We start from the raw sequence: 23,097 nt of genomic DNA on the forward strand, positions 1-23,097 counted from the left end.
AGATGGGGAGGCTTGTCGCCCATCTAGTTCAGAGATGGCCTCGTGCGCGCACAGAAGTTCAGCTAGGTATGGATCTAGCTGGCTCGTTCGTCTTCGCTACCCGGGAGGTGGGATGTGCGGTATCGACACCAAAGACCACCGCCTCGCGCCGTACCCTCGACGTTCCCACTCACGGGGCCACGTTGCGACGCCAACACACCCGACAGGCTGAACAGGAACTCCGCGTCGGTAGGGTGTGGCGGGAACGCGGCATGGCCTTCGCCGACCGTACCGGAACCCGAAGGGCGCCGCCAACGGTCCGCAAGTCGTTCCAGCGCATCACCGCGAGCGCTGGCCTCGACGGCACGTGGACGCCACGCGAACTCCGGCACTCATTCGTCTCGATCATGAGCGCCTATGGCGTCCGTATCGAGACGATCGCCGACCTCGTCGGCCACGCCGGCACCCGCGTCACCAAGTCGGTCTACCGACTCCAGCTCAGCCCGGAGATCACCCAAAGTGCAGAGGCAATGAACGAGATCTTCGGGGTACAGGGTAAGTTCGCCTGAGTTGGCTCCCCGCGACCTTCTAAGATCAAAAAAAGGGCTCCGGAGATTCTCCGAAACCCTTCCTGACCTGCAACAACTGGTGGACGATACAGAGATTGAACCTGTGACCTCTTCCGTCTCAGGGAAATTTCGCGGTTTCGTACAGGTCGTGCTGAGTCGATTCGTGGGTCTCTCACCTGCATCAACGCCTGAGGGAGGTCGCGGTGGGTCTGTGGGAGCCGGAGGGTGTTGGCTCCCACAACTGGCTCCCGTGGCGCGTAGGCGACGGAGGAGGCCGCCTGACCTCCAACATCGATTTTCACAGTGCCCGCTGGTCGGGATGGTGTCGAGCTCGCAACGCTTGGTATCCGCCGCTAGCCGACGTCTCCTCACCGTCCGTCACGTGGCCCTTCCGACGCCCGGTGCATGTCACTGGTTAAGCGTTACTTTCGATAAGTAATTTGCAGAGGGTTTTTTTAAATGGTGAAGCAGCTAGCACCGCAGTGGTCGCACACGCAGCGAGCCCGAACATGATCTGAGGCAAGGTAGGAAACTCACTGAAGTTCGCGGCAACGCTGAAGAGCATCGTTGCGCCTGACAGGAGGATCACACGCCAAGGACGCTGCGGGCTATTGCCCTGCTGGCGTCGCGTGCGTGCCCTCATGCCACGATGGTAACCGCCGTCAGAAGCTCCGCGCGGGCGAGGCGTGGCAGGAACACGGCGTGGTGTTCTCCACCCGCACCGGCACTCCGAAGGACGCCGCCAACGTCCGCAAGTCGTTCCAGCGCATCACCGCGAGCGCCGGCCTCGACGGCACGTGGACACCACGCGAACTACGGCACTCGTTCGTCTCGATCATGAGCGCTCACGGCGTCCGTATCGAGACGATCGCCGATCTCGTCGGCCACGCCGGCACCCGCGTCACGGAGTCGGTCTATCGGCTGCAACTCAGCCCGGAGATCACTCAAGGCGCGGAAGCAATGAACGAGATCTTCGGAGCAGCGGGTAAGTCCGCCTGAGTTGGCTCCCCGCGACCTTCTAAGATCAAAAAAGGCCCCGGAGAATCTCCGGAACCCTTAGTGACCTGCGGCTATCTGGTGGACGATACAGGGATTGAACCTGTGACCTCTTCCGTGTCAGGGAAGAGCCGGTAGAGGTAGTCCTGGGAGATTCCGGCGGCCTTGGCGACGTCCGTCGTTGAGGTGCCGTGGCCTGGCGCTCGACCGCCGCCTCTCCTTCACCCGGTTCAGCTGAGCAACACGTCAAACAGCCGGGCCGTGGACGATCTGCTCCAGGCAGTCGCGGAACAGGTCGTCGACGGTATTGCCTGACTGGAAGTACTCCGTCACGCCGCCGATCACAGTGGGATACGCCGCGGCGTACGCGGCCATGTCGAAGTCCTTCAAAGCGTCCGCGTCAGGCGGACCGGTCTGCTCTTCCAGGACATAACCGACCGTGAACCGCAGCACCGTCAGCACGATCAGGCGGGCCCTGCGCAGGGGGATCCCCCGCGTGACCAGGGTGCTCATCGCCAGTTCGGAGATGCCCGCCATCTTGAGGGACAGCTGGGAGGCCGAGATGATCCGGGCTCCGTCGGGGTGGGCCAGCAGCGCGCGGCGCAGCCGCTCGGCCAGGCCGATTAGCCATTCCTGCCAGGGCTCGTCGGGCGACGGCGGGGTCATCTCGGGGAACTGCTGCTCGAGGATCGCCTCGGCGATGGCATTGACCAGTGCGGCCTTGTTCGGGATGTGCCAGTAGAGGGTCGGCGACCGGACGCCGAGGCGGGCGGCCAGTTTGCGCGTGGTCACGCCGTCGAGGCCTTCGGCGTCGAGGAGCGCGACGGCCTCGGTGATGATCCGCTGCTTGTCCAGAGCCACTTCCGGCACCTCCCTTGACACTCTATCAGCGATAGAGTTCTCTATCAGTGATAGAGAAACCAGGGAGGCAACGATGAGTCATCCACTCCGTGACCTGCTGCACCGGGCGACCCACCGCGTTCCGGGGGTTCCCGCGCACGCCGAGCGGGCGGCCGGGCACCGGGGGCGGGTCCGCCACGGCCATGGACGGTTCGGTCACCGGCCGCCCCGCGTCCTGGTGGGGTGGCAGACGTGGATCGCCCGGCTGTTCGGGGCGTCGATGTGAAGGCGGCGGTGCTTCACGAGGCCGGTGGCGTCCCTCGCTACGAGGACTTTCCCGATCCGGTCGCCGGTGACGGCGAGGTGGTCGTCGAGGTCAGGGCGGTCGCGGTCGAGAACGTCGACAAGGCGATCGCGGCCGGGACCCACTACGCCAGTGAGAAGTACATCGGCCGGTTTCCGGTGATCCCCGCCTTCGACGGGATCGGGGCCCTGCCCGACGGCACGCTCGTCGGGTTCGGCAACATCCGGCCGCCCTACGGGGCGCTCGCGGAGAAGGCGGTGGTGTCCGAGGGGTCGTACATGCCGATTCCCGAGGGCATCGACCCGGCCGTGGCGAGCGTGATGGCCTCGGCCGTCGCGGCGATGTCGATGCGGACGGCGGCGGGGCTCGCCTCCGGCGAGACGGTGCTGGTGCAGGGGGCGACCGGGGTCGCGGGGCGGCTCGCGGTCAAGGTGGCCCGGCTGCTGGGTGCCGGGCGGATCGTCGCCACCGGGCGCGACGACGAGCGGCTGCGCGAGGTGCTTGACCTCGGGGCCGATACGGTGATCAACACCTCGGTCTCCGACGAGGCGCTGGCGCGGGCCTACCTCGATGCCCGGGGTGACGGTTACGACGTCGTTGTGGACTACCTGTGGGGGAGGCCCGGCGAGATCCTGCTGCGGGCCCTGGTGCCGAGGTCGTTCGCGTTCGGCAGGCCGACCCGGGTGGTGCAGATCGGCGAGTCGGCCGGGGCCGAGCTCACCGTCGCCGCGTCGAGCCTGCGCACCTCCGGCGTGGAGATCTACGGCGCCGCCAAGGGCCTCGATCCGCAGACCATGGGTGAGGTGTACGGGCAGGTCGTGACCTGGACGCGGTCCGGTGAGCTCACCTTCGACGTGGAGAAGGTCCCGCTGAGCGACATCGAGACCGCCTGGCAGCGCACCGACCTCCACGGCAGACGCCTCGTCGTGACGCCCTGACTCCTCGGCAGTGACCGGCAGGTCATGGGGCGGCCGGGCGTTTGATCAGCGCGCCGAACGCGGCCGCGGTGAAGACCTGGATGATGCCGTACACGGCGCCGGGGACGGCGATCTCGGAGCTGTTCAGCAGGTCGGGGCTCAGGGCGATCGCGACGGCGAGCGCCGTGTTGTGGATGCCGATCTCGAACCCGGACGCGGTGGCCGTGCCGTGGTCGACCCCGGCGAGGCGCGGTACGCCGTAGCCGACCACCAGGCTGACGACGTTGAAGGCCAGCACGGCCAGGCCGACCACGGCGAAGTTGCCGGCCAGGTTGTCGCGTTCCGCGTACAGGACCGAAGCGACGACCGTGAGCAGGACCACGATCGAGAACACCCGGACCGGGAGGTCGAGCCGCCCGGCCACCTTCGGTGCCAGGGCGCGGACGAGCATTCCGGTGACGACGGGGACGATCACCATCAGGAAGATCTGCTGCAGCTTGCCGGCCTGCAGCCCGATGGCCGCCCCGCCGGAGAGGAAGTATCCGGACGAGAGGTTCACCACGATCGGCAGGGTGACCACGGCCAGCACCGAGTTGATCGCGGTGAGGGTGATGTTCAGGGCGACGTTGCCGCCGAACAGATGGCTGAGCAGGTTGGCGATGGGGCCGCCCGGCGAGGCCGCGACCAGCATCAGCCCGACCGCCGGCTCCGGGGGGAGCCGGAAGGCGAGCACCAGCGCGAAGCAGATCACCGGCAGCAGCAGAACCTGGCACAGCAGGGCGAGCGCGACCGCTTTCGGGAAACGGGCCACCCTGCGGAAATCGTCGATGGTCAGGTTGAGACCCAGTCCGAGCATGAGGACGCCGATGGCGAAAGGCAGACTGCCGAGGATCAGCGGGGAATCCACGATTCACCATCCTTGTCGTGGACGCTCCAGTAATGGAACGCGAGCCCGACGCCCCAGAAGACGATCGACCACAGGGGCCAGAAGAAGGCGCCGGGATCGTCGAGCAGCCACACGCAGATGGACGCGCATTGTTTGCATATGCGGCACGTTAGGCCGCGCGAGTTGACGACGAGTGAATCAGGCGGCGGCCCGGACCTTGCGCACCATGTCGGCGGAGAACAGGGCGGTCTCCTCCTCGCAGTGCCGCCGGATGAAAACGCCCAGCAGGATCAGGCGGGCCAGGACCGCCGGCACGGGCGGCAGGATGACCTCGACCGAGCACGAGAACCTCGACGTCGTCGCGGAATCGGGGGTGATCGTGAGCGTCCAGCGCACCGCGCCGGACACCGGGACGAGGTGGAACAGGTAAATGCGGCTCGCCGCCGAGTACATTTCGACGAACGACTTCTCCGCGCGCACGGGGCGGTAATGCTGGACGATGAGGTGCCCGCCCACCGATTCGGTGTTCACCATGCCGCGGCCGAGGTCGTCGACGAAGGTGCCGGCGCCGTGATGGCCTCGTGCGCAGGCCTGGTATTCCTCGTCGGAGAGGGTGAACAGCCAGTTCTCCAGGTCGATGTCCGCGACGGGCACGTCCGGCGTCGCGTATGCGGTGTGTTTTATCGCCATGCGCACAAGCTAGGCGGGCGGAGTTCCCGGCCAGTGAATCCGGGAATTCACTGGAAATCCACGATCAGCCGGGTGCGAGACGGCTGAGCCGTTCCCAGGAGCGATAGAGATCGGCCTGGGCCCTGTCCATTTCCAGCACGTGGTCGAACGACTGACTGCCGATGATCAGGCGCCGGGGCGGGTCGGGCAGCGTGGCCAGTTCCATGATGACCGGGGCGGCGGTCTCCGGTTCGGGGCCGACGGCGTCGCCCCACATCGCCTCCATCTCGGTGCGCAGTGGCCGGTAGAGCTCCAGGGGATCGGTGGACGTCATCCCCGCGGTGAACAGGCCGGTGTTGTAGCCGCCCATCTGGACGATGGTGACCTTGACGCCGAACCCCTCGACCTCCATGGCCAGCGCCTCGCTGACCGAGTCGAGCGCGGCCTTGCCCGCGCCGTAGAAGCCGACGGTGGCCATGCCGCCGCCGCTGCCCATCGAGGTGACCTGGAGGAGACGTCCGCTCCGGGCGCGCAGGTGGGGGAGGACCGCCTGGGCCACCCACACGGCGCCGAAGAAGTTCACGTCGAAATGGGCCCGGATCTGCTCCTCCGAGGACTCCTCGACCATGCCGTAGAGCATCGCGCCGGCGTTGTTGACGACGACGTCGAGCCCGCCGAACGCGGCCGCCGCGCGGGCCACGCCGTCGAAGACGCCCTGACGGTCGGTGACGTCGAGGGACAGGGGGAGGAGACGGTCAGGGTACTTCCCGGCCAGGTCTTCCAGGGGGCCGACGTCGCGGGCGGCGGCCACGACGCGGTCGCCGCCCGCCAGGGCGGCCTCGGCGAAGGCCCTGCCCAGGCCCCGGGACGCTCCGGTGATGAGCCAGGTTCTCACGGTCTCTCACTCTCAGTAAATGAAACGGCCCGTCTCGTTTCGTTTACGAACCTAGCATGCCGAGCGATACGGTGGGCGCATGTCCATCGAGACGGGGCCCGACCACTCCCGGCGCAAGGAGCGGTCCCGGCAGGCGATCTTCGCGGCCACCCGCGCCCTGGTGGTGGAGGAGCCCTACGACAAGGTCACGGTCGAGGCCATCGCCGGCCGCGCCGGGGTCGGCAAGCAGACGATCTACCGGCGCTGGCCGTCGAAGAGCGCGGTCGTCTTCGCCGCCTTCCTGGCGCTGAGCGAGGACCCCGACGGGCAGTCGGTCGCGCTGCCCGACACGGGCGACCTCGAAGCAGACCTCAGGCTGGTGCTGCGGGCCACGGCCGAGGAGTTCGCCGACCCGTCGTTCGACCGGCTGATCCGGGCACTCAACACCGAGATCTCCAACGACGCCGCGCTGGCGGCCGAATACCGCGAGAAACTGGCCCTGCCGCTCGAAGAGGCGAAGAAGGCGCGGCTGCGCAGTGCCCAGGAGGCCGGTCAGCTCGACGCCGACGCCGACCTCGACCTGGTCCTCGACGTGCTCTACGCCCCGCTCTTCCAGCGGTGGCTCCACCGCAGCGGCCCGCTGACCGCCGCCTATGCCGACTCGCTGGTGGACGTGACCCTCAGGGCCTTCCGCCCCCGAACCGGCTGACCGTCAGTAGACGTCGCGGACGTAGCGTTTGGTGGCGGTCAGCCGTTTCACGTAGGCGGCCGCCGCGTCCTCGTCGAGGCCGCCGTGGGTGGCCACGACGTCGCGCAGCGCGCGGTCGACGTCCTTGGCCATGCGGGAGGCGTCGCCGCAGACGTACAGGTGAGCGCCCTCCTCGAGCCAGGCCCACAGCCGGTGGCCCTGTTCGCGCATGCGGTCCTGGACGTAGATCTTGGCGCGCTGGTCGCGGGAGAAGGCGGTGTCGAGGCGGGTGAGGGTGCCGTCCTTGGTGAATTCGGCCAGTTCGTCCTCGTAGTAGAAGTCGGTCGCCCGGTGTTGTTCGCCGAAGAAGAGCCAGTTGCTGGCGGTGTGGCCGAGGGCGCGGCGTTCGTACAGGAAACCCACGAAGGGAGCGACCCCGGTGCCCGGACCCACCATGATCATCGGGGTGCGGGGGTCGGCGGGCGGGCGGAAGTGCGGGGCGGGGCGCACGAGGATCGGCATCGCGGTCTCGGGGGCCGCGTCGGCGAGGAACGTCGAGCAGACGCCCTTGCGGGCGCGCCCCCCGAGGCTGTCGTACCGGACCACCGAGACGGTCAGCGAGACCTCGCGCTCGTCGGTGAGCGGGCTGGAGGAGATCGAGTACATCCGGGGCTGGAGCCGTTTGAGCGTGGCGACCCACTCCTGCGGGGTGGCCCGCACCGGATGTTCGGTGATCACGTCGACCGCCTGGCGGCCCCACGACCACTGGGCCAGTTCGTTCTTGTTGTCGGGGCGGAGGAGTTTGCGCAGCTCACGGCCGTCGGTGCGGTCGAGGACGAACCGCAGCAGGTCGGGGGTGATCTTCGTGATGTCGAGGTGGCGGTGCAGCGCCTCGGCCAGCGGCAGGCCGCCCAGGCCGTCCACCTCGATCTCGGCGGCGCCGTCGAGGCGGGTGACGGCGAGCCACTCGTCCACCAGATCGGGGCAGTTGTCCGGGCGGACGCTCAGCGCGTCGCCCACCTGGTAGGCGAGCGGGTGGTCGCGCAGGTCGAAGGTGAACTGCCGCACCTCTTTCACCGCGCCCGAACGGCTGAGGAGCCGGTTGCCGACCAGGCGGGCGGTCACGTGTTCGCCGGCAGGGGTGCGTTTCGGTGCCGGGGCGGGGCGGGAGCCGAGCGCGCCGAGGATCTCCGACAGCCACTGCTGCGCCGTGGTCTCGAAGTCGGGTTCGCAGTCGGCACGTGCCGCGATGCGGACCCCGCCCAGATCGGCGAGCCGCTGGTCGAGGCGGCGGCCGTGGCCGCAGAAGTCGTCGTAGGAGGAGTCGCCGAAGGCCAGCACGGCGTAGCGCACGCCGTCGAGGCGCGGGGCGTCGGGGGCGGCCACGTTCTCCCAGAAGCCGACGCCGTTGTCGGGTGACTCGCCGTCGCCGAACGTGCTGGTGATCAGCAGCAGGTCGGTTCCGGTTCCGGGGAACGCCGTCGTGTCGGACATGCCGACCAGGGTCACCCGGTGGCCCGCCTCCTTCAGTCGCTCGGCGGTGACGGCCGCGAACTCCTCGGCGTTCCCGGTCTGCGACGCCCAGAGCACCGTCACATGGGTGCCGCCCTCCTCCTGCTGCGGCGCCGAGGGCAGGCGGGAGTACATCCCGGCCAGCAGGCCGTTCACCCACGACGCCTGCTCCGCGGTGAACGGCGCCCCGGCGGGCAGGACCGGGACGCCCGGCGCCCCCGACTCCAGTCCCGTGAGGAATCCGGCCAGGTAGAGGCGTTCCGGGTCGCCGAACGCGGGCGGGGAGATCTCGGCCAGGCCGAGGGCGTCCGTTCTCACCGCCGCCGCGACCCGGGTGAGCGACACGGCGCAGACCTTGAGTTCGGGCTGGAAGGAGAGCGGGTCGACGGCGTCGCTGGTGACCGCGTTGACGCTGAGGTACTCGCCGAACACGTCGTTCCAGTGGAACGGCGCGAAGCAGTTCCCGGGCATCACCCGGTCGGTGAGCACGGCGGGCAGCACGGCCCGGCCGCGCCGGGAGGCGACCTCGACCGAGTCGCCCTCGGCGATGTCCAGCGCCTTCGCGTCGGCGGGGTGGAGTTCCAGGAACGGGGCGCCGTTGAGCTTGTTGAGCTTTCCGACCTTGCCGGTCTTGGTGAGGGTGTGCCACTGGTGCTGGACCCGCCCGGTGTTGAGGACGAACGGGTAGTCGTCGTCGGGCATCTCCTTGGCGGCCATGTGGGGGCGGGGGTGGAAGACCGCGCGGCCGCTCGGGGTCGCGAAGCGCAGGGTGCCGTCGGGCCGCCGGTAGCGGATCGGGTTGCGGTCGGGGCCGCCGACGGCCGCCGGCCACTGGACGGGGGTGGCCCGCAGCCGGTCGTAGGTGACGCCGCGCAGGTCGTAGCCGGTCTTCGGGTTGGCGGCGCGCTTGATCTCCTCGAAGATCTCCTCCGCGCTGTCGTACGAGAAACCCTGCTCGAAGCCCATCGCACGGGCGACCCAGGCGATGAGCCGCCAGTCGGCGGTGGCCTCGCCGGGCGGGTCGACCGCCTGCGGGGCCAGCGTGAGGTTGCGCTCGCTGTTGATCAGCACGCCGTCGGCCTCGACCCACATCGCGCCCGGCAGGATGACGTCGGCGTAGGCGTTGGTCTCGGTCTCGGCGAAGACGTCCTGGGTGACGACGAACTCGGCCGCCTCCAGCGCCTCGATGACGGTCCGCCGGTTGGCCACCGACGCGATCGGGTTGGTGCAGATGATCCAGCAGGCTTTGATCTCGCCCGCGGCCATCCGCTCGAACATCTCGACCGTGCCCTTGCCCGAGCCGTCGGCGCGGATCGTGCCCGGGGCCAGCTCCCACAGCTCCTCGGCGAACGCGCGGTCCGCGTCCACCAGCACCGACCGCTGGCCGGGGAGGCCCGGACCCATGTAGCCCATCTCCCGGCCGCCCATCGCGTTGGGCTGGCCGGTCAGGGAGAAGGGCCCGCTTCCCGGACGGCAGATCGCGCCCGTGGCCAGATGCAGGTTGACCAGGGCGTTGGTGTTCCACGTGCCGTGGGTGCTCTGGTTGAGCCCCATGGTCCAGCAGCTCATCCACTCGCCCGCCGCGCCGATCCACTCGGCCGCCTTCCGGATGTCCGCCTCGGGGATGCCGGTGATCTCGGCGACCGTCGCGGGCGGATAGTCGGCCAGGAAGTCGGGCATCGCCTCCCAGCCCTCGGTGTTGGCGGCGACGAACGCGTGGTCGACGTGCCCGTTCTCGACCAGCAGGTGCAGCAGGCCGTTGAGCAGCGCCAGGTCGGTGCCCGGTTTGATCTGGAGGAACAGGTCGGCCTTGTCGGCGGTCGCGCTGCGGCGGGGGTCGACCACGATGAGCCGCGCCCCGGCCTTGATCCGGTCCAGCATCCGCAGGAACAGGATCGGATGGCAGTCGGCCATGTTGGCGCCGATGACGAAGAAGACGTCGGCCTTGTCGAAGTCGTCGTACGACCCGGGCGGCCCGTCGGCGCCGAGCGACAGCTTGTAGCCGGTGCCCGCGCTGGCCATGCACAGGCGGGAGTTCGACTCGATCTGGTTGGTCCCGATGAACCCCTTGGCCAGCTTGTTCGCCAGATATTGGGCTTCGAGGGTCATCTGGCCCGACACGTACAGGGCGACCGCGTCGGGGCCGTGCTCGTCGATGATCGCCCGCAACCGCCGCGCCGTCTCGGCGATCGCGTCGTCGAGGGGGACGGCCGACGGTTCGGCGCCCCGTTCGCGGCGCATGAGCGCGGTGTCGAGGCGTCCGGGCGCGGCGAGCATGTCGGCCGTGGTCGCTCCCTTGGTGCACAACCGGCCGAAGTTGGCCGGATGCTCCTTGTCGCCCGACACCTTGCGGACCGTCCGGCGTCCGTCGGGCCCTTTCCCGATGTCGAGGACCATCCCGCAGCCGACCCCGCAGTACGAGCAGACCGTCCGCACCACGAGGCATCCCCTTCCGCCGACTGATCATGCCGAACGTATGAAATGCCCGTTACGTGACTGTGTCGGCCGAGGGTGGCGGCGTGTTTCCGTCGTCAACCGGACGGCACACAGCCGCAACGTGCGATAACCGTAGGGTCGCCAGAGCAAGATCCTTGAGGAGGTCGCCCTGGTCTTCCGCAGGAACGCCGACCTGATCGCCTTCCTGGTCGTGACCTACGGCCTGGCCTGGGTGGTCGCCCTGCCGCTGTGGGCGCGGGGCGATCGGCCGGGCCTCGTGTTCGCCACGCCGCTCTCCTCGATCCTCACCTCGGCCGCGCTGATGACCCTGCCGGCGTTCGGGGTCGTCGCGGCCTGGCTGGTCACCCGAGGGTCCGGACTGCCCTGGAGCTGGGGCGCCGACGCCGGGCTGACGTGGGGGCCGAGCAGGCGCCGGACCCTCGGGCTCATCGGGCTCGGCTGGTTGGGGACCGTGCTGCTCGTCTTCGCCTCCATCCTGCTGAGCGCGGCGGCCGGCCTGCTCGCGCTCGATGTCCACGGTCCGAGCGCGTCGCCGGCGGAGCTGCTGCCCGGGGTCGCCTCGACGGTCCTCCTCGATCCGCTGCTGCTCCTGCTGCCCGCGCTGGGTGAGGAACTGGGCTGGCGCGGCTGGCTGGTGCCCCGGCTCCGGCGCTACGGGATCTGGGCGGCGTTCCTGCTGTCCGGGGTGATCTGGGGGGTCTGGCACGCGCCGTACACCCTGCTCGGTTACACCTACCCCAACCTCGGCGCCTGGGCGGTGCTGACGATGACCGGGCTGTGCGTCGTCTACGGGATCATCCTGGCCTGGCTGCGGCTGAGCAGCGGCAGCGTCTGGCCCGCCGCCGTCTCGCACGCCGTGTTCGACGGCGCCGCCGGAGTCGTGCTGGTGATCGGCCACGCCGGCACGCCCTACAACCCCGCCCTCGCCAACGTCACCGGTGTGATCGGCTGGCTGGTCCTGGGCAGCGTGGCGGCGGTGCTGCTCCGGCGCGGTCCGCTGCGGGGAGCCGCCTAGCCGTGGTCGGCGAGCAGGCTCTCGGCCCGCGCCGCGAAGAGCAGGGCGCCGCGCTCCCGCGACAGGGTGAGCGCCCGGCGGGCGGTGCACGCCGCCGACCCGGCGTCGCCCCCGGCGCGGAGCGCCCGCGCGCGGATCAGCAGGACCAGGCCCTCGGCGTAGCGCTCGCCGTAGGTGCCGATGAACGTCTCGGCCCGGTCGAGCGCCGTCATCGCCGCCTGGACGTCACCGGCGCGCAGACGGACCTCCGCGAGGAGCGCGTACCAGGTGGCCAGGTTCGACCGGGGCGGGTCGACCAGCGTGGACTCGACGATGCGCTCCATCGCCGCGGCAGACGCGACCGGATCGCCGCCGCTCATGGCCGTCGCCCAGTGCCGGGCGAGCCTCGGATAGCTGCCGGAGAAGGTGAAGGAGAAGTCGGGATCGGCGTTGATCGCCGTCTCGGCCGCCCCCGAAGCCCACACGGGGTCTCCCGCCGCGGCGGCGGCAGTGACGGCGAACGAGCCCCAGATGCTCAGGGCGTAGGGGTCGTCGCCCGCCTCGACCTCCACCGCGTCGAACAGCCGGCGGGCGGCGACCAGATCGCCGTGCAGCGCGGTGTTCAGCGCCAGCATGACCGGCGTCGCCATCTGCAGCCGGTGCCGCAGCGGCTCGGCGTCACGCCGGGCCCGGATCAGCGAGTCGGACCGGCTCAGGTTCAGGAACGCCTCCCCGATGTTCCCCGAACTCCACTGGTGGACGCCCCACGCGTGATGACCGGAGGCCCGCACGACGGGATCGGCGGAACGCTGACCGTGAACGAGCAGGCGGTGCGCCAGCCGCCCGGCGGCGTCGAGCCGGATGCCCTGGGCGTGGGCCAGGAACCGGGAGAAGAGGAACCCGGTGGCCTCCCGCTCCTTGCCGAGCGCCCGCGCGACCTGCTCGGCGCGGTCGAGATGGTCCATGGTGGCACCGACGAACCCCGCGTGGATGCCCGCGACGGCGGTCAGCTCGGTGAGCGCGGTCAGTTCGAGGTCGAGGAGCCCGGCGCCGCGCGCGATGCGGGCCGCGGTGTCGAACTGCTTCTCGGCGGTCTCGTAGGCGGACCGCCGCGCCGCGATGCGGGCCGCGACGACGAGCGCCCGCGCCGTCCGCCCCGGCTCGGCGAGCGGACCGGCCGCCCACAGGTGGTGGGCGAGCGCCTCGGCCGGTTCCCTGGTCTGCTCCAGTGCCACCGCGATGGCCAGGTGGAAGTGGCTCGCGTTCGCCCGCGACGTCGACCCCGCCACCGACTCGCGGACGAGGTCGTGGACGAACCGCCAGTCGCCCAGCGACCCCGGGGTCACCTCGACCAGCCCGAGCGCTTCGAGCCCCTCCAGGCGGGCGAGGCACTTCGACGTGTCGAGCCCGGCCGCCCTCGCCAGCAGCCGGGTGTCGATGTCGCGCCCCATCAGCGCCGCGATCTCGACGAGGCGCCGGTCGCCGTCGTCGAGCCTGCTCGTCCGGTCACGGACGATGTCGCGCACCGTCGAGGGGACGGCCACCTGCGCCGCCGCCGGGTCGGACAGGTGGTTCTCCTCGGCCAGGAAGCGCGCGAGTTCGCGTACGAAAAGGGGGTTGCCCTCGGTGCGGGCCTGGATGTTCCGCGCGACCCCCGCACTCGGCGACCGCCCGGTCTCCTGCCGCACCAGCTCGGCGACCTCGGCCGGTCCGAGCGGGCCGAGGACGACGCGGCGGTGCCGGTCCTGCCGCGCGACCGCCGCCAGCATGTGCCGCACGTGGGGGCTCGGCGTCGGCGCGTGCCCGCGCAGGGTGCCCATGAGCACGGTCCGGTCGGGCAGCGACTCGGCCAGGTGCGAGAACAGCTGGAGCGAGGCGGGGTCGGCCCAGTGGAGATCGTCGACGACCACGACCAGGGGCCGCCGCGCCGCGGCCGCGCGGAACAGCGCGACCACGCCGCCGTAGAGACGGAACCGCGCCCCGGCGTCCGGCGGCGTCGGCTCCTCGGGCTCGGAGTGCCGCAGGAGATCACCGAGCTCGGCGGTCCAGCGCTCCCGGTCGCTCTCCGGCAGCGCCCCGATCAGCGCCTCGGCGATCTGGACCCACGGCCACATCGACGGCGCGCCCTCCCCGTCGTGACACCGCCCCCAGAAGACGAAGGCCCCGTCCGCGGCGGCCTCGTCGGTGACCTCGGCGAGCAACCGGCTCTTCCCCACCCCCGGCGGCCCCTCGACGAGCACGATCCGCGCCCGGCCGGACACGGCCTGCCGCAGGAGCGCGAGCTCCTCCACCCGCCCCACCAGCCGATCGGCCCGGCCGCCGGCGGGCCGCCGGGGCGCGGGTTCCGGGAGACGCCCGGTGTCGAGCACCCGTCGATGCGCTTCGACGAGCGCCGGACCGGGATCGATGCCCAGGTCGCCGGCCAGCCGGGCGCGCACCGCGTCGTACACCGACAGCGCCTCCGCCTGCTGCCCCGACGCCGCCAGCGCGGTCATCAGCGTCGCCTGGACGGTCTCGTCGATCGGCGCGATCCACGAGGCCAGCCGCAGCGGCTGAAGGATGCGCTTGGCCTGCCCCCGGGGCACGACGACCCGCGCGGCTTCGACACAGGCGTCGAGCAGCTCACGGTTGACCGAGGCGAACAGCGGCCCGGCCGCGGCACTGAGCGCCAGCCCGTCACCCGCCGACCCCCGCCACCGCGACAGCGCCTCGGCGTAGGCGACGACGGCGTCGTCGAGCCGCTCGGCGTCGACCGCCTCCCGGGCCTGTCCGAGCAGCCGCCGGAACTCGGCCAGGTCGAGGGCGACCTGGCCGTCGTCGAACTGGTAGCCGTTGTTGCGGCGGTGGAGGTAGGACCCGGGGGACCGGGCGGGCAGGTCGGGTTCGAGCAGCCGCCGCAGCGTGCCGACGTATTTGTGGACGATGTTCAGCGCCGAGGTGGGCATGCCGTCGTCCCAGACGAGGTCGATGAGCTCGGAGGAGCTGACCGGACGACCCGCGCGCAGCAGCAACAGGGCCAGCAGATAGGTCTGCTGCCGTGGCCCGGTGTCGACCTCGACGCCGTCACGCCAGACCCGCAGAGGGCCGAGGACCTGAACGGTCAGCCGGGAGGGTGGGGCGGCGGTCATCGAGCCTTCCTCGGGGGGTGGACGCTGAGGAAAAGGCTACGCCGTGCCCGTGAACGATCAACTCCGCGCGTCGCAGGGGTCCTCCGCCGTCCGCCTGCCGACCATGGCGTCCTGGAGGGCGGCGGCGAAGGTGCCGAAGTCGATCTCCGACTGGCCCAGGATCGCCGGGCGGGTGCACCGTCGGAACAGCTCGCTGAAAGCCGAATAGGAGGCCGCCGGTGGCCGGATCTCGGCGGTCCGCAGCCCGGTGTGGATCGCCTCCGCGAAGTCGGCGAGCTGTTCCCCGGTGATCTCCCACTTCGGGTTCTCGGCCCTGCCCCGGTCGCAGGTGACGGGCTGTCGCCGGTAGGTCTGATAGACGCTTTCGAGCACCGGGGGGTAGGCGCCACAGGCGAACAGCCTGGTCTGGGCGTCGGGCGAGGTGAGGAACTCGATGAGCTTCATCGCCTGGTCGGCGTAGGGGGAGTCGGCGACGACGGCGAGATTGAATCCGCCCAGGATCCCCTTTCCGGGGAAGGGTGCCATGCGGAAGCCGAGACTCCCGTCGTCGCGGCGCATGGAGGAGCCGGACGCCAGCCGGAAGAAGCTGAACGGCCAGTTGCGCATGTAGCCGACCTCATGGGACCGGAAGGCCATGAAGCTGCTCTCCTCCCTGAGGTTCGTCGCCATGGGCCTCCCCGCCGGTTCACGGCTCGCCATGGCCTTCCACTTGGCGATCGCCCGGCCCGCCTTCTCCGCGTTGCCCGGTTCGGCGAGGACGACCCGGTCACCGTCGACGATCCGGGCGCCCTCCGACAGGATCGCCTCCAGGATGTTGACGGTGCCGCCCTCGTAGTCGGCGAACTGCGCGGCGTAGCCGTGCCTCTTCGCGTACTCCATGAAGTGGTCCATGGTGTCCGGCAGCGGCAGGCCGGTCTTGTAGAACAGGAGCGGAGTGTCGGTGACGAAGGGCACCCCGAACTGCTTTCCGTCCACCTGGCCGGTGCTCAGCACCTTCGGCACGAAGGCCGCCTTCTGCGCCTCGCTCAGCCGGATCTCCCTGAGGTAGCCGTGCTTGGCGAATTCGGGCATCCAGGCGACGTCCAGGAGCACGATGTCATAGGCGCACCGGCGCGCCTGCACGGACGCCGCCATCTCGGCGCGCTCGACGTCGGTGAGATCCGAGATCTCCACCAGTTCGACCGACGGGCTGCCCTCGCTCTTCGTCTCGTTCCACTCTTTGACGAGATCGCCGCGGTAGCTGCCGCTGCTGACGTCACTGCCGGTGCCGATGGTGATCACCCCGTCCTTCCGGCACTGCGCCGAACCGGCCTCGCCCTCGAACGAACCGGAGATCATGAACACGGCGGCGGCCAGGAACCCGCAGGTCCCGATCAACGCCTTCCCGGCCATACGTGGCATCAGGACCAGTTCCTCGTCGTCGAGATCATGCGGGTCAGGGCTTTTTCGAGGTCGGTCCCGGCCGGGACGCACACCACTCTCTGGCCGGTCGCCAAGGTCCGCTCACTGGCCAGGCGGGCGGGGCATCCGGTTTCGCCGAGCACGAGAAGGTAGAGGTTCTCGACAGTGGGCGTGTCGGCCAGCGCTTTCAGAACGGGCCCGCTGGGATCGTCGTTTCCCTCGTCGTTGTCGAAGGGGCCGCCGTCGGTGATGACGGCCATCGACCGGCCCGGGCGGCTGATCCGCCCGCCCATCTCTCTGATCATCTCGGAGACCCTTCCGTCGCCGCCGTAGAACGGGCCGATCTCCTGGATCATCTGGTCGAGATCCGTGGACGAGGACGTCGGCGATATCCGCACCCTCGTCTTCTTCTCATCGGTGTAGAACCAGCCCAGCCGCAGCTCGTCGGCCGGAACGAGCGTCCGCTTGACGACGGGGAACGCCTCGCGCGTCCGGACCGACAGCGCCAGGTGCTCCGACATCGACTTCGAGCCGTCGAGCATGATCTGAAGGCGGAGGGGCGGCAGCTTGCCGTCGAGAACGGCGCGGGTGGCGGCGAGGCCGAGCGCCGTCCGATCGCCCGCCGGGCCGGGGTCGCCGAACAGGGGGTTCTCCGCGAGCCAGGCGCCGAAGTGCGTCAGGGCCGCCTGCCGGGCGGGGTCGTCGTCACCGGCCCAGGCGATCCGCACGAACGGGTGGTCCATGGTGGCGATGGGCGGTGCGGGCACCGCTTCCAGCCGCGACTCTCCGTGGCTGGGGGTGTTCGGGCAGCCGGAGCTTCCCTTGTTGTATCCCTCGATGGTGTGCGACGGGATGATCAGGGCGAACGTCTCCCTGGTGGCTGGGTCGGCGCTGCCGAAGCGGCACAGCACGTCGCTCGTCGTGTCGCCGAAACCCGTGCTCTCGACGATCTGCTGCCCGGTGTCCCCACGCGCCAGGGTGGCGACCGCGATGAGCCCGGCGGTCGACAGCCCGGGCTGCGGATAGACGACGCGCATGTCGAGCCGCTCGCGGATGACCTGCGTCAGGTCGTCGGACGAGGGGTGGAGTCTCCGCAGATCGTCGAGGCGTTTGCGGACCATGGCGATCACGAGTTCGTCCCGCGCGACGCCACCCGTCGAGGTGAAGGTGGCCATCTGCTCCGTGACGTCCTGGGTGGCCAGGTTCTTCTCCTCGGTGCTGACCGCTATCCACGCGTCCGGGCGTTGCGAAAGAAGGCGGACGAACGGCTCGTCGTCGTGCCGTTGGTAATCGCGCTCCCACTTGTTCTTGAAACCGTGGTTCATATCCGTGATCGACGGGGCGGCGGCCACGGAAATGCGCCGGGTCGCGCAGCCGTCCACCAGATTCGCCGTGGTGTATTCGTCGGCCCGTTCCCTGAGCACGGGTACGTTCTCCGGCGCGATGACGACGAGCAGTTCCATCGGCGGGTCACACGGGGGCGGCGAGATCGTCCGCATGAGCACTCCGGCGCCCTGGACCGTTCCCCAGAACGCCAGGAACACCGCCACTCCGATGGTCAGGGAAACCCAGAGCGCCCACACCTGGGGTAATCGGAGCCTGCGGGCGATCTCGGGAAGGCGGCCGGGCAGTTGACGGCGGAACCATTCGGCCGCTTTACGCCTCGTCAGGAATCGCAGGAGCGCGATCGCCGTGGCCAGCGTCAGCAATGCCGGGTAGAGACCTCCGGGGAATCGTTCGAGAATTCCTTTCAGGTCGTCCCACGCGGTGGCGGTGACCGCGCTGGTGCCGGCGGCGACGAGCGCGGCCCGCAATACCACCTTGAATTCCTCGCGCGGCGGAGAACTTTCTTCCGGAGCAGGAGGAGGCATGGACGATCCGATTCATGGCGGGAAGTGGTGAAGAATCGGCATCTTAGCCTGCTGGGGAGAGGTGGCGTCCCTTGGATGATGATTTTGATAAATCGTACAAATTGCGACAATTAATTTCGTTTTACCGCAAGAAGGACAGAACGAAATCCGTCGCGAGGTCGTGCCAGTAGCCGGGGTTCCTCAATAGAGCGTGGTTCTCGCCGGGGACGTCCACGACCTCGACGTCCCTCGTGATCTCCCTGGCCCGCTCCGCGTAGTAGTGCGTCGCCCGGGGAGACGTCGTCCGGTCCTCCGTCCCGTGGGCCAGGAGGAGGCGCCGGTCCCTGAGCTGCTCCACCGGTTCGCCCTTCGGCAGCCACGGCGCCAGTGCCGCCACGCCCCGCACGTTCGGGTGCCCCGCCACCCGCAGGGCGGTCCGGCCGCCCATCGAGTGGCCGACCAAAACCACCCGCACGTCGATCCCGTGCGCCAGGCGCACGTCTTCCAGCACGTTGTCCACGTCGGCGACCGGTGAGGCGGCGGGGCCGTTCCAGCCGCGGAAGCGGTAGCGCACCCGCCGGACCTCCAGCCCCTGGCGCGCCCCGGCGCTCCGCAGCGCCCAGGCGAACGGCATCATCCGCAGCACGGCCAGTTGCAGCGCCGTGGTGGGGGCGACGCTGGTCTCCCGGCCGCCGTGCAGAACCAGTGCCACCAGGCGTGTCGCGCCCTGGGCGGGGTGGATGGTCGTGTGCGGCATGCTCTCCATACCACCGCATTCGGAGCAGTGGCCGGAACGGATGGGTGCCTAGACGGCGGTCAGGATCCTGGGCCCCTCGTCGGTGACGGCGATGCTGTGCTCGACGTGGGCGGCCTGGCTGCCGTCGATCGAGTGGAGGGCCCAGCCGTCCTTGGCCGTGCGGTAGCGGTCTTTGCCGCCGGCCATGAACATCGGCTCGATGGCCAGGGTCATCCCGGCCTTCAGGATCATGCCCCGGCCTGGGCGGGCCTCGTTGGCGACGTGGGGATCCTCGTGCATGTGGCGGCCGATGCCGTGGCCGCCGAAGTCCTGGGGGATGCCGTAACCGGCGGCCCGGCCCACGGCGGAGATGGCGGCGCCGATGGCGCCCAGCCGGGCTCCCGGGACGGCGGCGGCGATGCCGGCGGCCAGGGCCCTCTCGGCGGTGGCGACGAGTTCCACGTCGGCGGGGCGGCCGGGGCCGACGATGGCGGTGAACGCCGAGTCGCCCGCCCAGCCGTTCAGGTAGGCGCCGCAGTCGATCGTGACGACGTCGCCCTGGCGGAGGCGGTAGGCGTCGGGGATGCCGTGCACGATCACGTCGTTGACCGACGCGCAGATCACCGCGGGGAACGGGGTCGGCGCGAAGCCGGGCTGGTAGTGCAGGAAGGCGGGTTTGGCGCCGCTCTCCCTGATGACGGTGGCGGCGATCTCGTCGAGTTCGGTCAGTTTCACGCCGGGGCGGATCGCGCCCCTCACGGCGGCGAGGGCGTGGGCGACGACGCGGCCGGCCTCGCGCATGGCGTCCAGTTCGGCGGCGGTCTTGATCTCAACCATGGTGTTCTCCCGTGCGTCCAATAGTTATACCGGTATTGTTATCACGGGTTGCTATGATCCCGTCCATGGTCCGACCACCTCTCACCGAACTCGACCACGAACGCGGTCACCGCCTCGGCACCGTCATCCGGCAGGCCCGGGGCGACCGCAGCATGGCCGAGGTCGCCGCCGCCGCCGGGATCAGCCCGGAGACCCTCCGAAAGATCGAGACCGGCCGGGTTCCGACCCCGGCGTTCTTCACGATCGCCGCGCTGGCGACCGCGCTGGGCATCTCCCTCGACGTCCTTGCCGAGATCACCACGGCGGAACGGGCGGCCTGAGATCCACCGATGGAGAACCGGCCGCTGATCCTCGTCGACGTCGACGGCGTGCTCAATCCGTTCCGGCGTCCGGGGGCGGATTGGCGGGCGTACACGTGCCTGGCCGCCGGGCACCCCTTCGAGCTGTGGCTGAACCCTGATCACGGCCCGCGCCTGCTGGCCCTGGCCGCCGAGACCGGGGCCGAGCTGGTGTGGGCGACCACGTGGGAACACGACGCCAACGCGAGCATCGGCCCGATCCTCGGCCTGCCCGAACTGCCGGTCATCGAGGTCCACAAGGGCCGGGGCTCCGAGGGGCCCGGCTGCTGCTGGAAGATCCCCTCCGTGGCGGAATACGTGAACCGCCGCCCTTTCGTCTGGTTCGACGACGGCCTCGCCCGCGTCGACCGCCTCTGGCTCCAGGCCCACCCGAACGTCGGCCGCTTCAGCCTCCTTCACATAGGCGGCAACCGCGGCATCCGCGACGCCCACTTCCGTCAGGCCCGCGACTGGCTCACGAGCCTCGCCGACCCGCGCTGAGCGCCGTTCCGCCCGTTCGCGCCGCTCCGGTGAAGATCCTTTTGGCTCCTGTACGGCTCCGCCCGGCCGGCCACACGACCGGCTCCGGCCACATGTGGGCGGCGCTTCGCGCGAGTGGCCCGGGGGAAAGTGGTCGGGCCCTGACCTGCGGGTTCACCGCTACGTCCACGATCTTCAAGTTCGGTGCAAGGTGAGCGCCCGACGGTGATCTCACCAGACATCAGAAGGCACCGGAGGAAGCGATGTCCCCGCTCAAGAAGCTCACCCACGTGGCCGCCGCCCTCGGTGTCGCCACCACCGCCGCCCTCGCCCTGGCCGCCCCCGCGCGGGCCGCCGACGAGCCCGGTAAGCTGACCGCCCGGCTGACCGTCACCGAGCTCAAGACCGGCAACGACTGCCGGGTCTTCACCGTCGGCAAGATCGGCATGACCAACTCCCAGGCGCAGTACCTGATCGACAACGGCGCCACCGCTCGCGTCGAGATCTGGGGCGAGGACGTCGCCTACGACAACCGCATGTACAAGGGCCGGAACGCGACGCTGACCGCCGTGTCGGACAAGAACGGCGGCGGGCTCTTCATCGTCTCCGACTACACCCTGTTCTGCGCGAAGTACCTCGACGAGGACGACATTCCGGTCTACGACACCGGCGACGAGGTCTACACGAAGATCATCTTCGATGGTCCCGGCTACCCGCGCATGACCAAGAAGTCGAACGTGGTCCACGGCTCGTACGGCCTCTTCGGCACGTGACGACCGCGGCCAGAGGTCGTCGTCGCCGAAGCGGATCTCGTCGGCGGCCGCTGGGACGATGCCCGGCCCGCCTCATGCAACGATCTGGTCGATCTCGATCACCCAGGCCGCGCCGTCGCCACCCGCCGCCAGCAGACGGCCGTCGGCGGAGAAGGCGAGCGCGCTCGCCCCGACCCTGACCACGCCCGCCGGTTCCCCGGTGCCGGTGTCCCACAAACGGACGTCCCGGCCGTCACTGGAGGCCAGCAGGGCCGAGTCGGGGGAGAAGGCGACCGCCCAGACCTCGCGGCGGGTGTGGCCGGTGAGGTTCCAGCGCACCTCCCCGCCGGGCAGCGAGAAGATCCGCACGGTCCGCTCGTCTCCTCCGGTCGCGAGCATCGACTCGTCGGGGGAGAGGTCCAGGCTGAGCGGCGGCTTCCCCGGCGTGACGCACCGGGCGACGACCTCGCCGCCCGACCAGACGAGGATCACCTGGTCACCCCGCCCGGCCGCGACCAGCCGGCCCGAACGCGAGAAGGTCATCGCGTAGGGGTGGTGGCGGGTGCCCTGGGGGAGGTCGCGGCAGGGCTCGCCGGTCGTGGTGTCCCAGAGGCGGACCCCCTTGTCCGCGCCGACGCTCGCCACCGTCCGCCCGTCGGGGGAGAGGCCGGGCATCCGGTGGAGGGCGCCGACGGGTTCGCCGAGGGGCCGTCCCGACGGCAGGTGCACGACCCGTCCCTGGTCCGGTCCCGAGACCAGGGCGGCGGTCGCGTCGGGGGTCAGCCGCACCGTTCTTCCCAGGGGCAGGCTGAGATCGAGGGTGCCTTCGGGCAGCGTCCACCGGCGGGCCGAGGTCAGGTCGGCCGTCCACAGGGCGGTGCCGCCGGGCTCGAACGCCACGGCGTTGACGCCGGTCGACAGGCCGGGCTCGGGGGTGCGGCGGGTGAGGGTGTGGCCGTCGTACAGGTCGATGGTGAATCCGATGGCGACGGCGAGGACCGCACCGTCTTCCGAGACGGCCAGCCGACTCCGCCCGGGGAACTCCCGCCGGACCTCACCCGAGGTCAGATCGACCAGCAGAGTCGTGTTCCGGATCGAATGCACGGCCACCGCGCCGATCGGCGCGAGCAGGCGGGGGACGCGTACGGGTCGGCGTCCGGGACGTCGAGGGTGCGGCGGGTGAGGGGCATGCCCCGCTCCGTCCACATCGTGAGCAGAGTGAGCCCGAGGCAGAGCAAGATACCGCCGTCCGGCGCGAACGCCAGGTCCGACCAGGCGAGGTCGTCGTCGGGCCCGAGGTCGGCCGCCGCCCGGACCGCACCGGTCGCCGCGTCGAAGAGACGCACCCGCCGGTCCTGGAAGGCGACGGCGATCAGCCCGCCTCCCCCGGCCCGGACGTCGCGCACGGCGAGACAGCGGGCGGCGGCGCCACCACCCGCCCGGATCTCGCGGATCGCACCACTCGCCGTGTCGGCGACGGAGACCGCCCTGACGTTGGCGCCCACCAGGGTGTGCCCCGCGAAGGCGAGCCCGGAGTGCCCGATGTCGGGGATCACCATGCCGGGGAGCCGGATCCCGGCGTAGTGCCGGGCCGCGAACACCCGGCCGTCGCCGGAAACGGCGACGTCCTGGATCGCCCGCCCTCTCCGCACCTCGGCGGGCGGCTTGTGCTCCCGGCACCGCCCCGTGACGACGTCGAAGACGCGAACCACGCCCTTCTCGTCGCCGGTCACCACCGTGCGCCCGTCGGCGGAGATCGCCAGACACCCCACGAAGGTGTTCTGGCGCAGCACTCCCGGCGTCTCCCCGATCCGGTGAACACCGGGCGGCAGCTTCGTGACCATGGCCGCGGAGCCTAACCGCCCCCACGGGAAACAGCGGAGTGGCCCG

Annotated in this window: 22 protein-coding genes and 1 pseudogene; 9 read left to right on the plus strand and 14 right to left on the minus strand. The window is 70.3% G+C overall.

Annotated features, from left to right (window positions below; all coding sequences use genetic code 11):
• Window positions 1–68 precede the first annotated feature (68 nt).
• Together ACYQ78_RS06995 and ACYQ78_RS07000 are read left to right on the plus strand one after the other, a co-directional pair.
• Window positions 69–548 carry a tyrosine-type recombinase/integrase gene (locus ACYQ78_RS06995; RefSeq protein WP_459799892.1) on the plus strand — a complete coding sequence of 160 codons (480 nt, stop codon included), beginning with the start codon at window positions 69–71 and terminating at the stop codon, window positions 546–548.
• 633 nt (window positions 549–1,181) lie between these two features.
• The gene (locus tag ACYQ78_RS07000; RefSeq protein WP_459799893.1) at window positions 1,182–1,547 is read left to right on the plus strand and encodes a tyrosine-type recombinase/integrase; all 366 of its coding nucleotides are present in this window, start codon (window positions 1,182–1,184) and stop codon (window positions 1,545–1,547) included.
• Between the two features lie 71 nt (window positions 1,548–1,618).
• On the opposite strand, the pseudogene ACYQ78_RS07005 reads toward ACYQ78_RS07000, so the two are convergent.
• A pseudogene (locus tag ACYQ78_RS07005) lies at window positions 1,619–1,726 on the minus strand (hypothetical protein); the annotation flags it as partial.
• Between the two features lie 64 nt (window positions 1,727–1,790).
• A complete protein-coding gene (locus ACYQ78_RS07010; RefSeq protein WP_459799894.1) occupies window positions 1,791–2,405 on the minus strand; it encodes a TetR/AcrR family transcriptional regulator C-terminal domain-containing protein in 615 nt (204 codons plus the stop codon).
• A 73-nt stretch (window positions 2,406–2,478) separates the two neighbouring features.
• On the opposite strand from ACYQ78_RS07010, the gene ACYQ78_RS07015 reads away from it, so the two are divergent.
• Window positions 2,479–2,670 (plus strand): hypothetical protein, encoded by a 192-nt coding sequence (locus ACYQ78_RS07015; protein ID WP_459799895.1) that lies wholly within the window; start codon window positions 2,479–2,481, stop codon window positions 2,668–2,670.
• On the plus strand, window positions 2,637–3,626 hold the full coding sequence (locus ACYQ78_RS07020; protein WP_459799896.1) for a zinc-binding dehydrogenase: 990 nt from the start codon (window positions 2,637–2,639) through the stop codon (window positions 3,624–3,626). Before ACYQ78_RS07015 ends, ACYQ78_RS07020 begins: the two co-directional genes overlap by 34 nt.
• Before the next feature lie 22 nt (window positions 3,627–3,648).
• Here ACYQ78_RS07020 and ACYQ78_RS07025 read toward each other — a convergent pair whose 3' ends face one another.
• The 4 genes from ACYQ78_RS07025 to ACYQ78_RS07040 form a co-directional block, all read right to left on the minus strand.
• The gene (locus ACYQ78_RS07025) at window positions 3,649–4,512 is read right to left on the minus strand and encodes a bile acid:sodium symporter family protein (RefSeq protein WP_459799897.1); all 864 of its coding nucleotides are present in this window, start codon (window positions 4,510–4,512) and stop codon (window positions 3,649–3,651) included.
• Entirely contained in the window at window positions 4,497–4,625 is a 129-nt protein-coding gene (locus ACYQ78_RS07030; protein WP_459799898.1) for a 2TM domain-containing protein, read from the minus strand. The genes ACYQ78_RS07025 and ACYQ78_RS07030 overlap by 16 nt, the downstream gene beginning before the upstream one ends.
• Before the next feature lie 64 nt (window positions 4,626–4,689).
• Complete coding sequence (locus ACYQ78_RS07035; protein WP_459799899.1) at window positions 4,690–5,181, minus strand: hypothetical protein; 492 nt, start codon at window positions 5,179–5,181, stop codon at window positions 4,690–4,692.
• 64 nt (window positions 5,182–5,245) lie between these two features.
• The gene (locus tag ACYQ78_RS07040; RefSeq protein ID WP_459799900.1) at window positions 5,246–6,055 is read right to left on the minus strand and encodes an SDR family NAD(P)-dependent oxidoreductase; all 810 of its coding nucleotides are present in this window, start codon (window positions 6,053–6,055) and stop codon (window positions 5,246–5,248) included.
• A 79-nt stretch (window positions 6,056–6,134) separates the two neighbouring features.
• Here ACYQ78_RS07040 and ACYQ78_RS07045 point away from each other — a divergent pair, with 79 nt between their 5' ends.
• Window positions 6,135–6,743 (plus strand): TetR/AcrR family transcriptional regulator, encoded by a 609-nt coding sequence (locus tag ACYQ78_RS07045; RefSeq protein ID WP_459799901.1) that lies wholly within the window; start codon window positions 6,135–6,137, stop codon window positions 6,741–6,743.
• 3 nt (window positions 6,744–6,746) lie between these two features.
• Here the strand turns inward: ACYQ78_RS07045 and ACYQ78_RS07050 are convergent, their stop codons facing one another.
• Window positions 6,747–10,673, minus strand: a complete 3,927-nt coding sequence (locus tag ACYQ78_RS07050; protein WP_459799902.1) for a molybdopterin-dependent oxidoreductase — start codon at window positions 10,671–10,673, stop codon at window positions 6,747–6,749.
• A 208-nt stretch (window positions 10,674–10,881) separates the two neighbouring features.
• Here ACYQ78_RS07050 and ACYQ78_RS07055 point away from each other — a divergent pair, with 208 nt between their 5' ends.
• The gene (locus ACYQ78_RS07055; protein ID WP_459799903.1) at window positions 10,882–11,706 is read left to right on the plus strand and encodes a CPBP family intramembrane glutamic endopeptidase; all 825 of its coding nucleotides are present in this window, start codon (window positions 10,882–10,884) and stop codon (window positions 11,704–11,706) included.
• Here the strand turns inward: ACYQ78_RS07055 and ACYQ78_RS07060 are convergent.
• The 5 genes from ACYQ78_RS07060 to map all read right to left on the minus strand — a co-directional run bounded on the left by ACYQ78_RS07060 (window position 11,703) and on the right by map (window position 19,637).
• The gene (locus ACYQ78_RS07060) at window positions 11,703–14,813 is read right to left on the minus strand and encodes an AAA family ATPase (RefSeq protein ID WP_459799904.1); all 3,111 of its coding nucleotides are present in this window, start codon (window positions 14,811–14,813) and stop codon (window positions 11,703–11,705) included. The two genes, ACYQ78_RS07055 and ACYQ78_RS07060, sit on opposite strands and share 4 nt — an antisense overlap.
• 57 nt (window positions 14,814–14,870) lie before the next feature.
• Entirely contained in the window at window positions 14,871–16,214 is a 1,344-nt protein-coding gene (locus ACYQ78_RS07065) for an extracellular solute-binding protein (RefSeq protein WP_459799905.1), read from the minus strand.
• Window positions 16,214–18,034, minus strand: coding sequence for a hypothetical protein (locus ACYQ78_RS07070; protein WP_459799906.1), 1,821 nt, complete (start codon window positions 18,032–18,034; stop codon window positions 16,214–16,216). Before ACYQ78_RS07070 ends, ACYQ78_RS07065 begins: the two co-directional genes overlap by 1 nt.
• 172 nt (window positions 18,035–18,206) lie before the next feature.
• Window positions 18,207–18,821 carry an alpha/beta hydrolase gene (locus ACYQ78_RS07075; protein ID WP_459799907.1) on the minus strand — a complete coding sequence of 205 codons (615 nt, stop codon included), beginning with the start codon at window positions 18,819–18,821 and terminating at the stop codon, window positions 18,207–18,209.
• Window positions 18,822–18,869: 48 nt separating this feature from the next.
• The gene (gene map, locus ACYQ78_RS07080) at window positions 18,870–19,637 is read right to left on the minus strand and encodes a type I methionyl aminopeptidase (RefSeq protein ID WP_459799908.1); all 768 of its coding nucleotides are present in this window, start codon (window positions 19,635–19,637) and stop codon (window positions 18,870–18,872) included.
• A 65-nt stretch (window positions 19,638–19,702) separates the two neighbouring features.
• Here map and ACYQ78_RS07085 point away from each other — a divergent pair, with 65 nt between their 5' ends.
• From ACYQ78_RS07085 to ACYQ78_RS07095, 3 genes are all read left to right on the plus strand, one after another.
• Complete coding sequence (locus tag ACYQ78_RS07085) at window positions 19,703–19,957, plus strand: helix-turn-helix domain-containing protein (RefSeq protein WP_459799909.1); 255 nt, start codon at window positions 19,703–19,705, stop codon at window positions 19,955–19,957.
• 9 nt (window positions 19,958–19,966) lie between these two features.
• A complete protein-coding gene (locus ACYQ78_RS07090) occupies window positions 19,967–20,476 on the plus strand; it encodes an HAD domain-containing protein (protein WP_459799910.1) in 510 nt (169 codons plus the stop codon).
• A 242-nt stretch (window positions 20,477–20,718) separates the two neighbouring features.
• The gene (locus ACYQ78_RS07095; protein ID WP_459799911.1) at window positions 20,719–21,228 is read left to right on the plus strand and encodes a hypothetical protein; all 510 of its coding nucleotides are present in this window, start codon (window positions 20,719–20,721) and stop codon (window positions 21,226–21,228) included.
• A gap of 72 nt (window positions 21,229–21,300) precedes the next feature.
• On the opposite strand, the gene ACYQ78_RS07100 is transcribed toward ACYQ78_RS07095, so the two are convergent.
• Window positions 21,301–22,311, minus strand: a complete 1,011-nt coding sequence (locus tag ACYQ78_RS07100; RefSeq protein ID WP_459799912.1) for a WD40 repeat domain-containing protein — start codon at window positions 22,309–22,311, stop codon at window positions 21,301–21,303.
• Window positions 22,272–23,051 carry a WD40 repeat domain-containing protein gene (locus ACYQ78_RS07105; protein WP_459799913.1) on the minus strand — a complete coding sequence of 260 codons (780 nt, stop codon included), beginning with the start codon at window positions 23,049–23,051 and terminating at the stop codon, window positions 22,272–22,274. The genes ACYQ78_RS07100 and ACYQ78_RS07105 overlap by 40 nt, the downstream gene beginning before the upstream one ends.
• Window positions 23,052–23,097: the final 46 nt, after the last annotated feature.

The sequence above is a fragment of the Herbidospora sp. RD11066 genome, assembly GCF_054661255.1.

Coding starts and splice junctions, on each gene's coding strand:
- ACYQ78_RS07075 (WP_459799907.1), bottom strand. CDS start 18,821: ATGCCGCACACGACCATCCACCCCGCCCAGGGCGCGACACGCCTGGTG.
- ACYQ78_RS07095 (WP_459799911.1), top strand. CDS start 20,719: ATGTCCCCGCTCAAGAAGCTCACCCACGTGGCCGCCGCCCTCGGTGTC.
- ACYQ78_RS07015 (WP_459799895.1), top strand. CDS start 2,479: ATGAGTCATCCACTCCGTGACCTGCTGCACCGGGCGACCCACCGCGTT.
- ACYQ78_RS06995 (WP_459799892.1), top strand. CDS start 69: ATGGATCTAGCTGGCTCGTTCGTCTTCGCTACCCGGGAGGTGGGATGT.
- ACYQ78_RS07085 (WP_459799909.1), top strand. CDS start 19,703: ATGGTCCGACCACCTCTCACCGAACTCGACCACGAACGCGGTCACCGC.
- ACYQ78_RS07045 (WP_459799901.1), top strand. CDS start 6,135: ATGTCCATCGAGACGGGGCCCGACCACTCCCGGCGCAAGGAGCGGTCC.
- ACYQ78_RS07035 (WP_459799899.1), bottom strand. CDS start 5,181: ATGGCGATAAAACACACCGCATACGCGACGCCGGACGTGCCCGTCGCG.
- ACYQ78_RS07060 (WP_459799904.1), bottom strand. CDS start 14,813: ATGACCGCCGCCCCACCCTCCCGGCTGACCGTTCAGGTCCTCGGCCCT.
- ACYQ78_RS07090 (WP_459799910.1), top strand. CDS start 19,967: ATGGAGAACCGGCCGCTGATCCTCGTCGACGTCGACGGCGTGCTCAAT.
- ACYQ78_RS07065 (WP_459799905.1), bottom strand. CDS start 16,214: ATGCCACGTATGGCCGGGAAGGCGTTGATCGGGACCTGCGGGTTCCTG.
- map (WP_459799908.1), bottom strand. CDS start 19,637: ATGGTTGAGATCAAGACCGCCGCCGAACTGGACGCCATGCGCGAGGCC.
- ACYQ78_RS07105 (WP_459799913.1), bottom strand. CDS start 23,051: ATGGTCACGAAGCTGCCGCCCGGTGTTCACCGGATCGGGGAGACGCCG.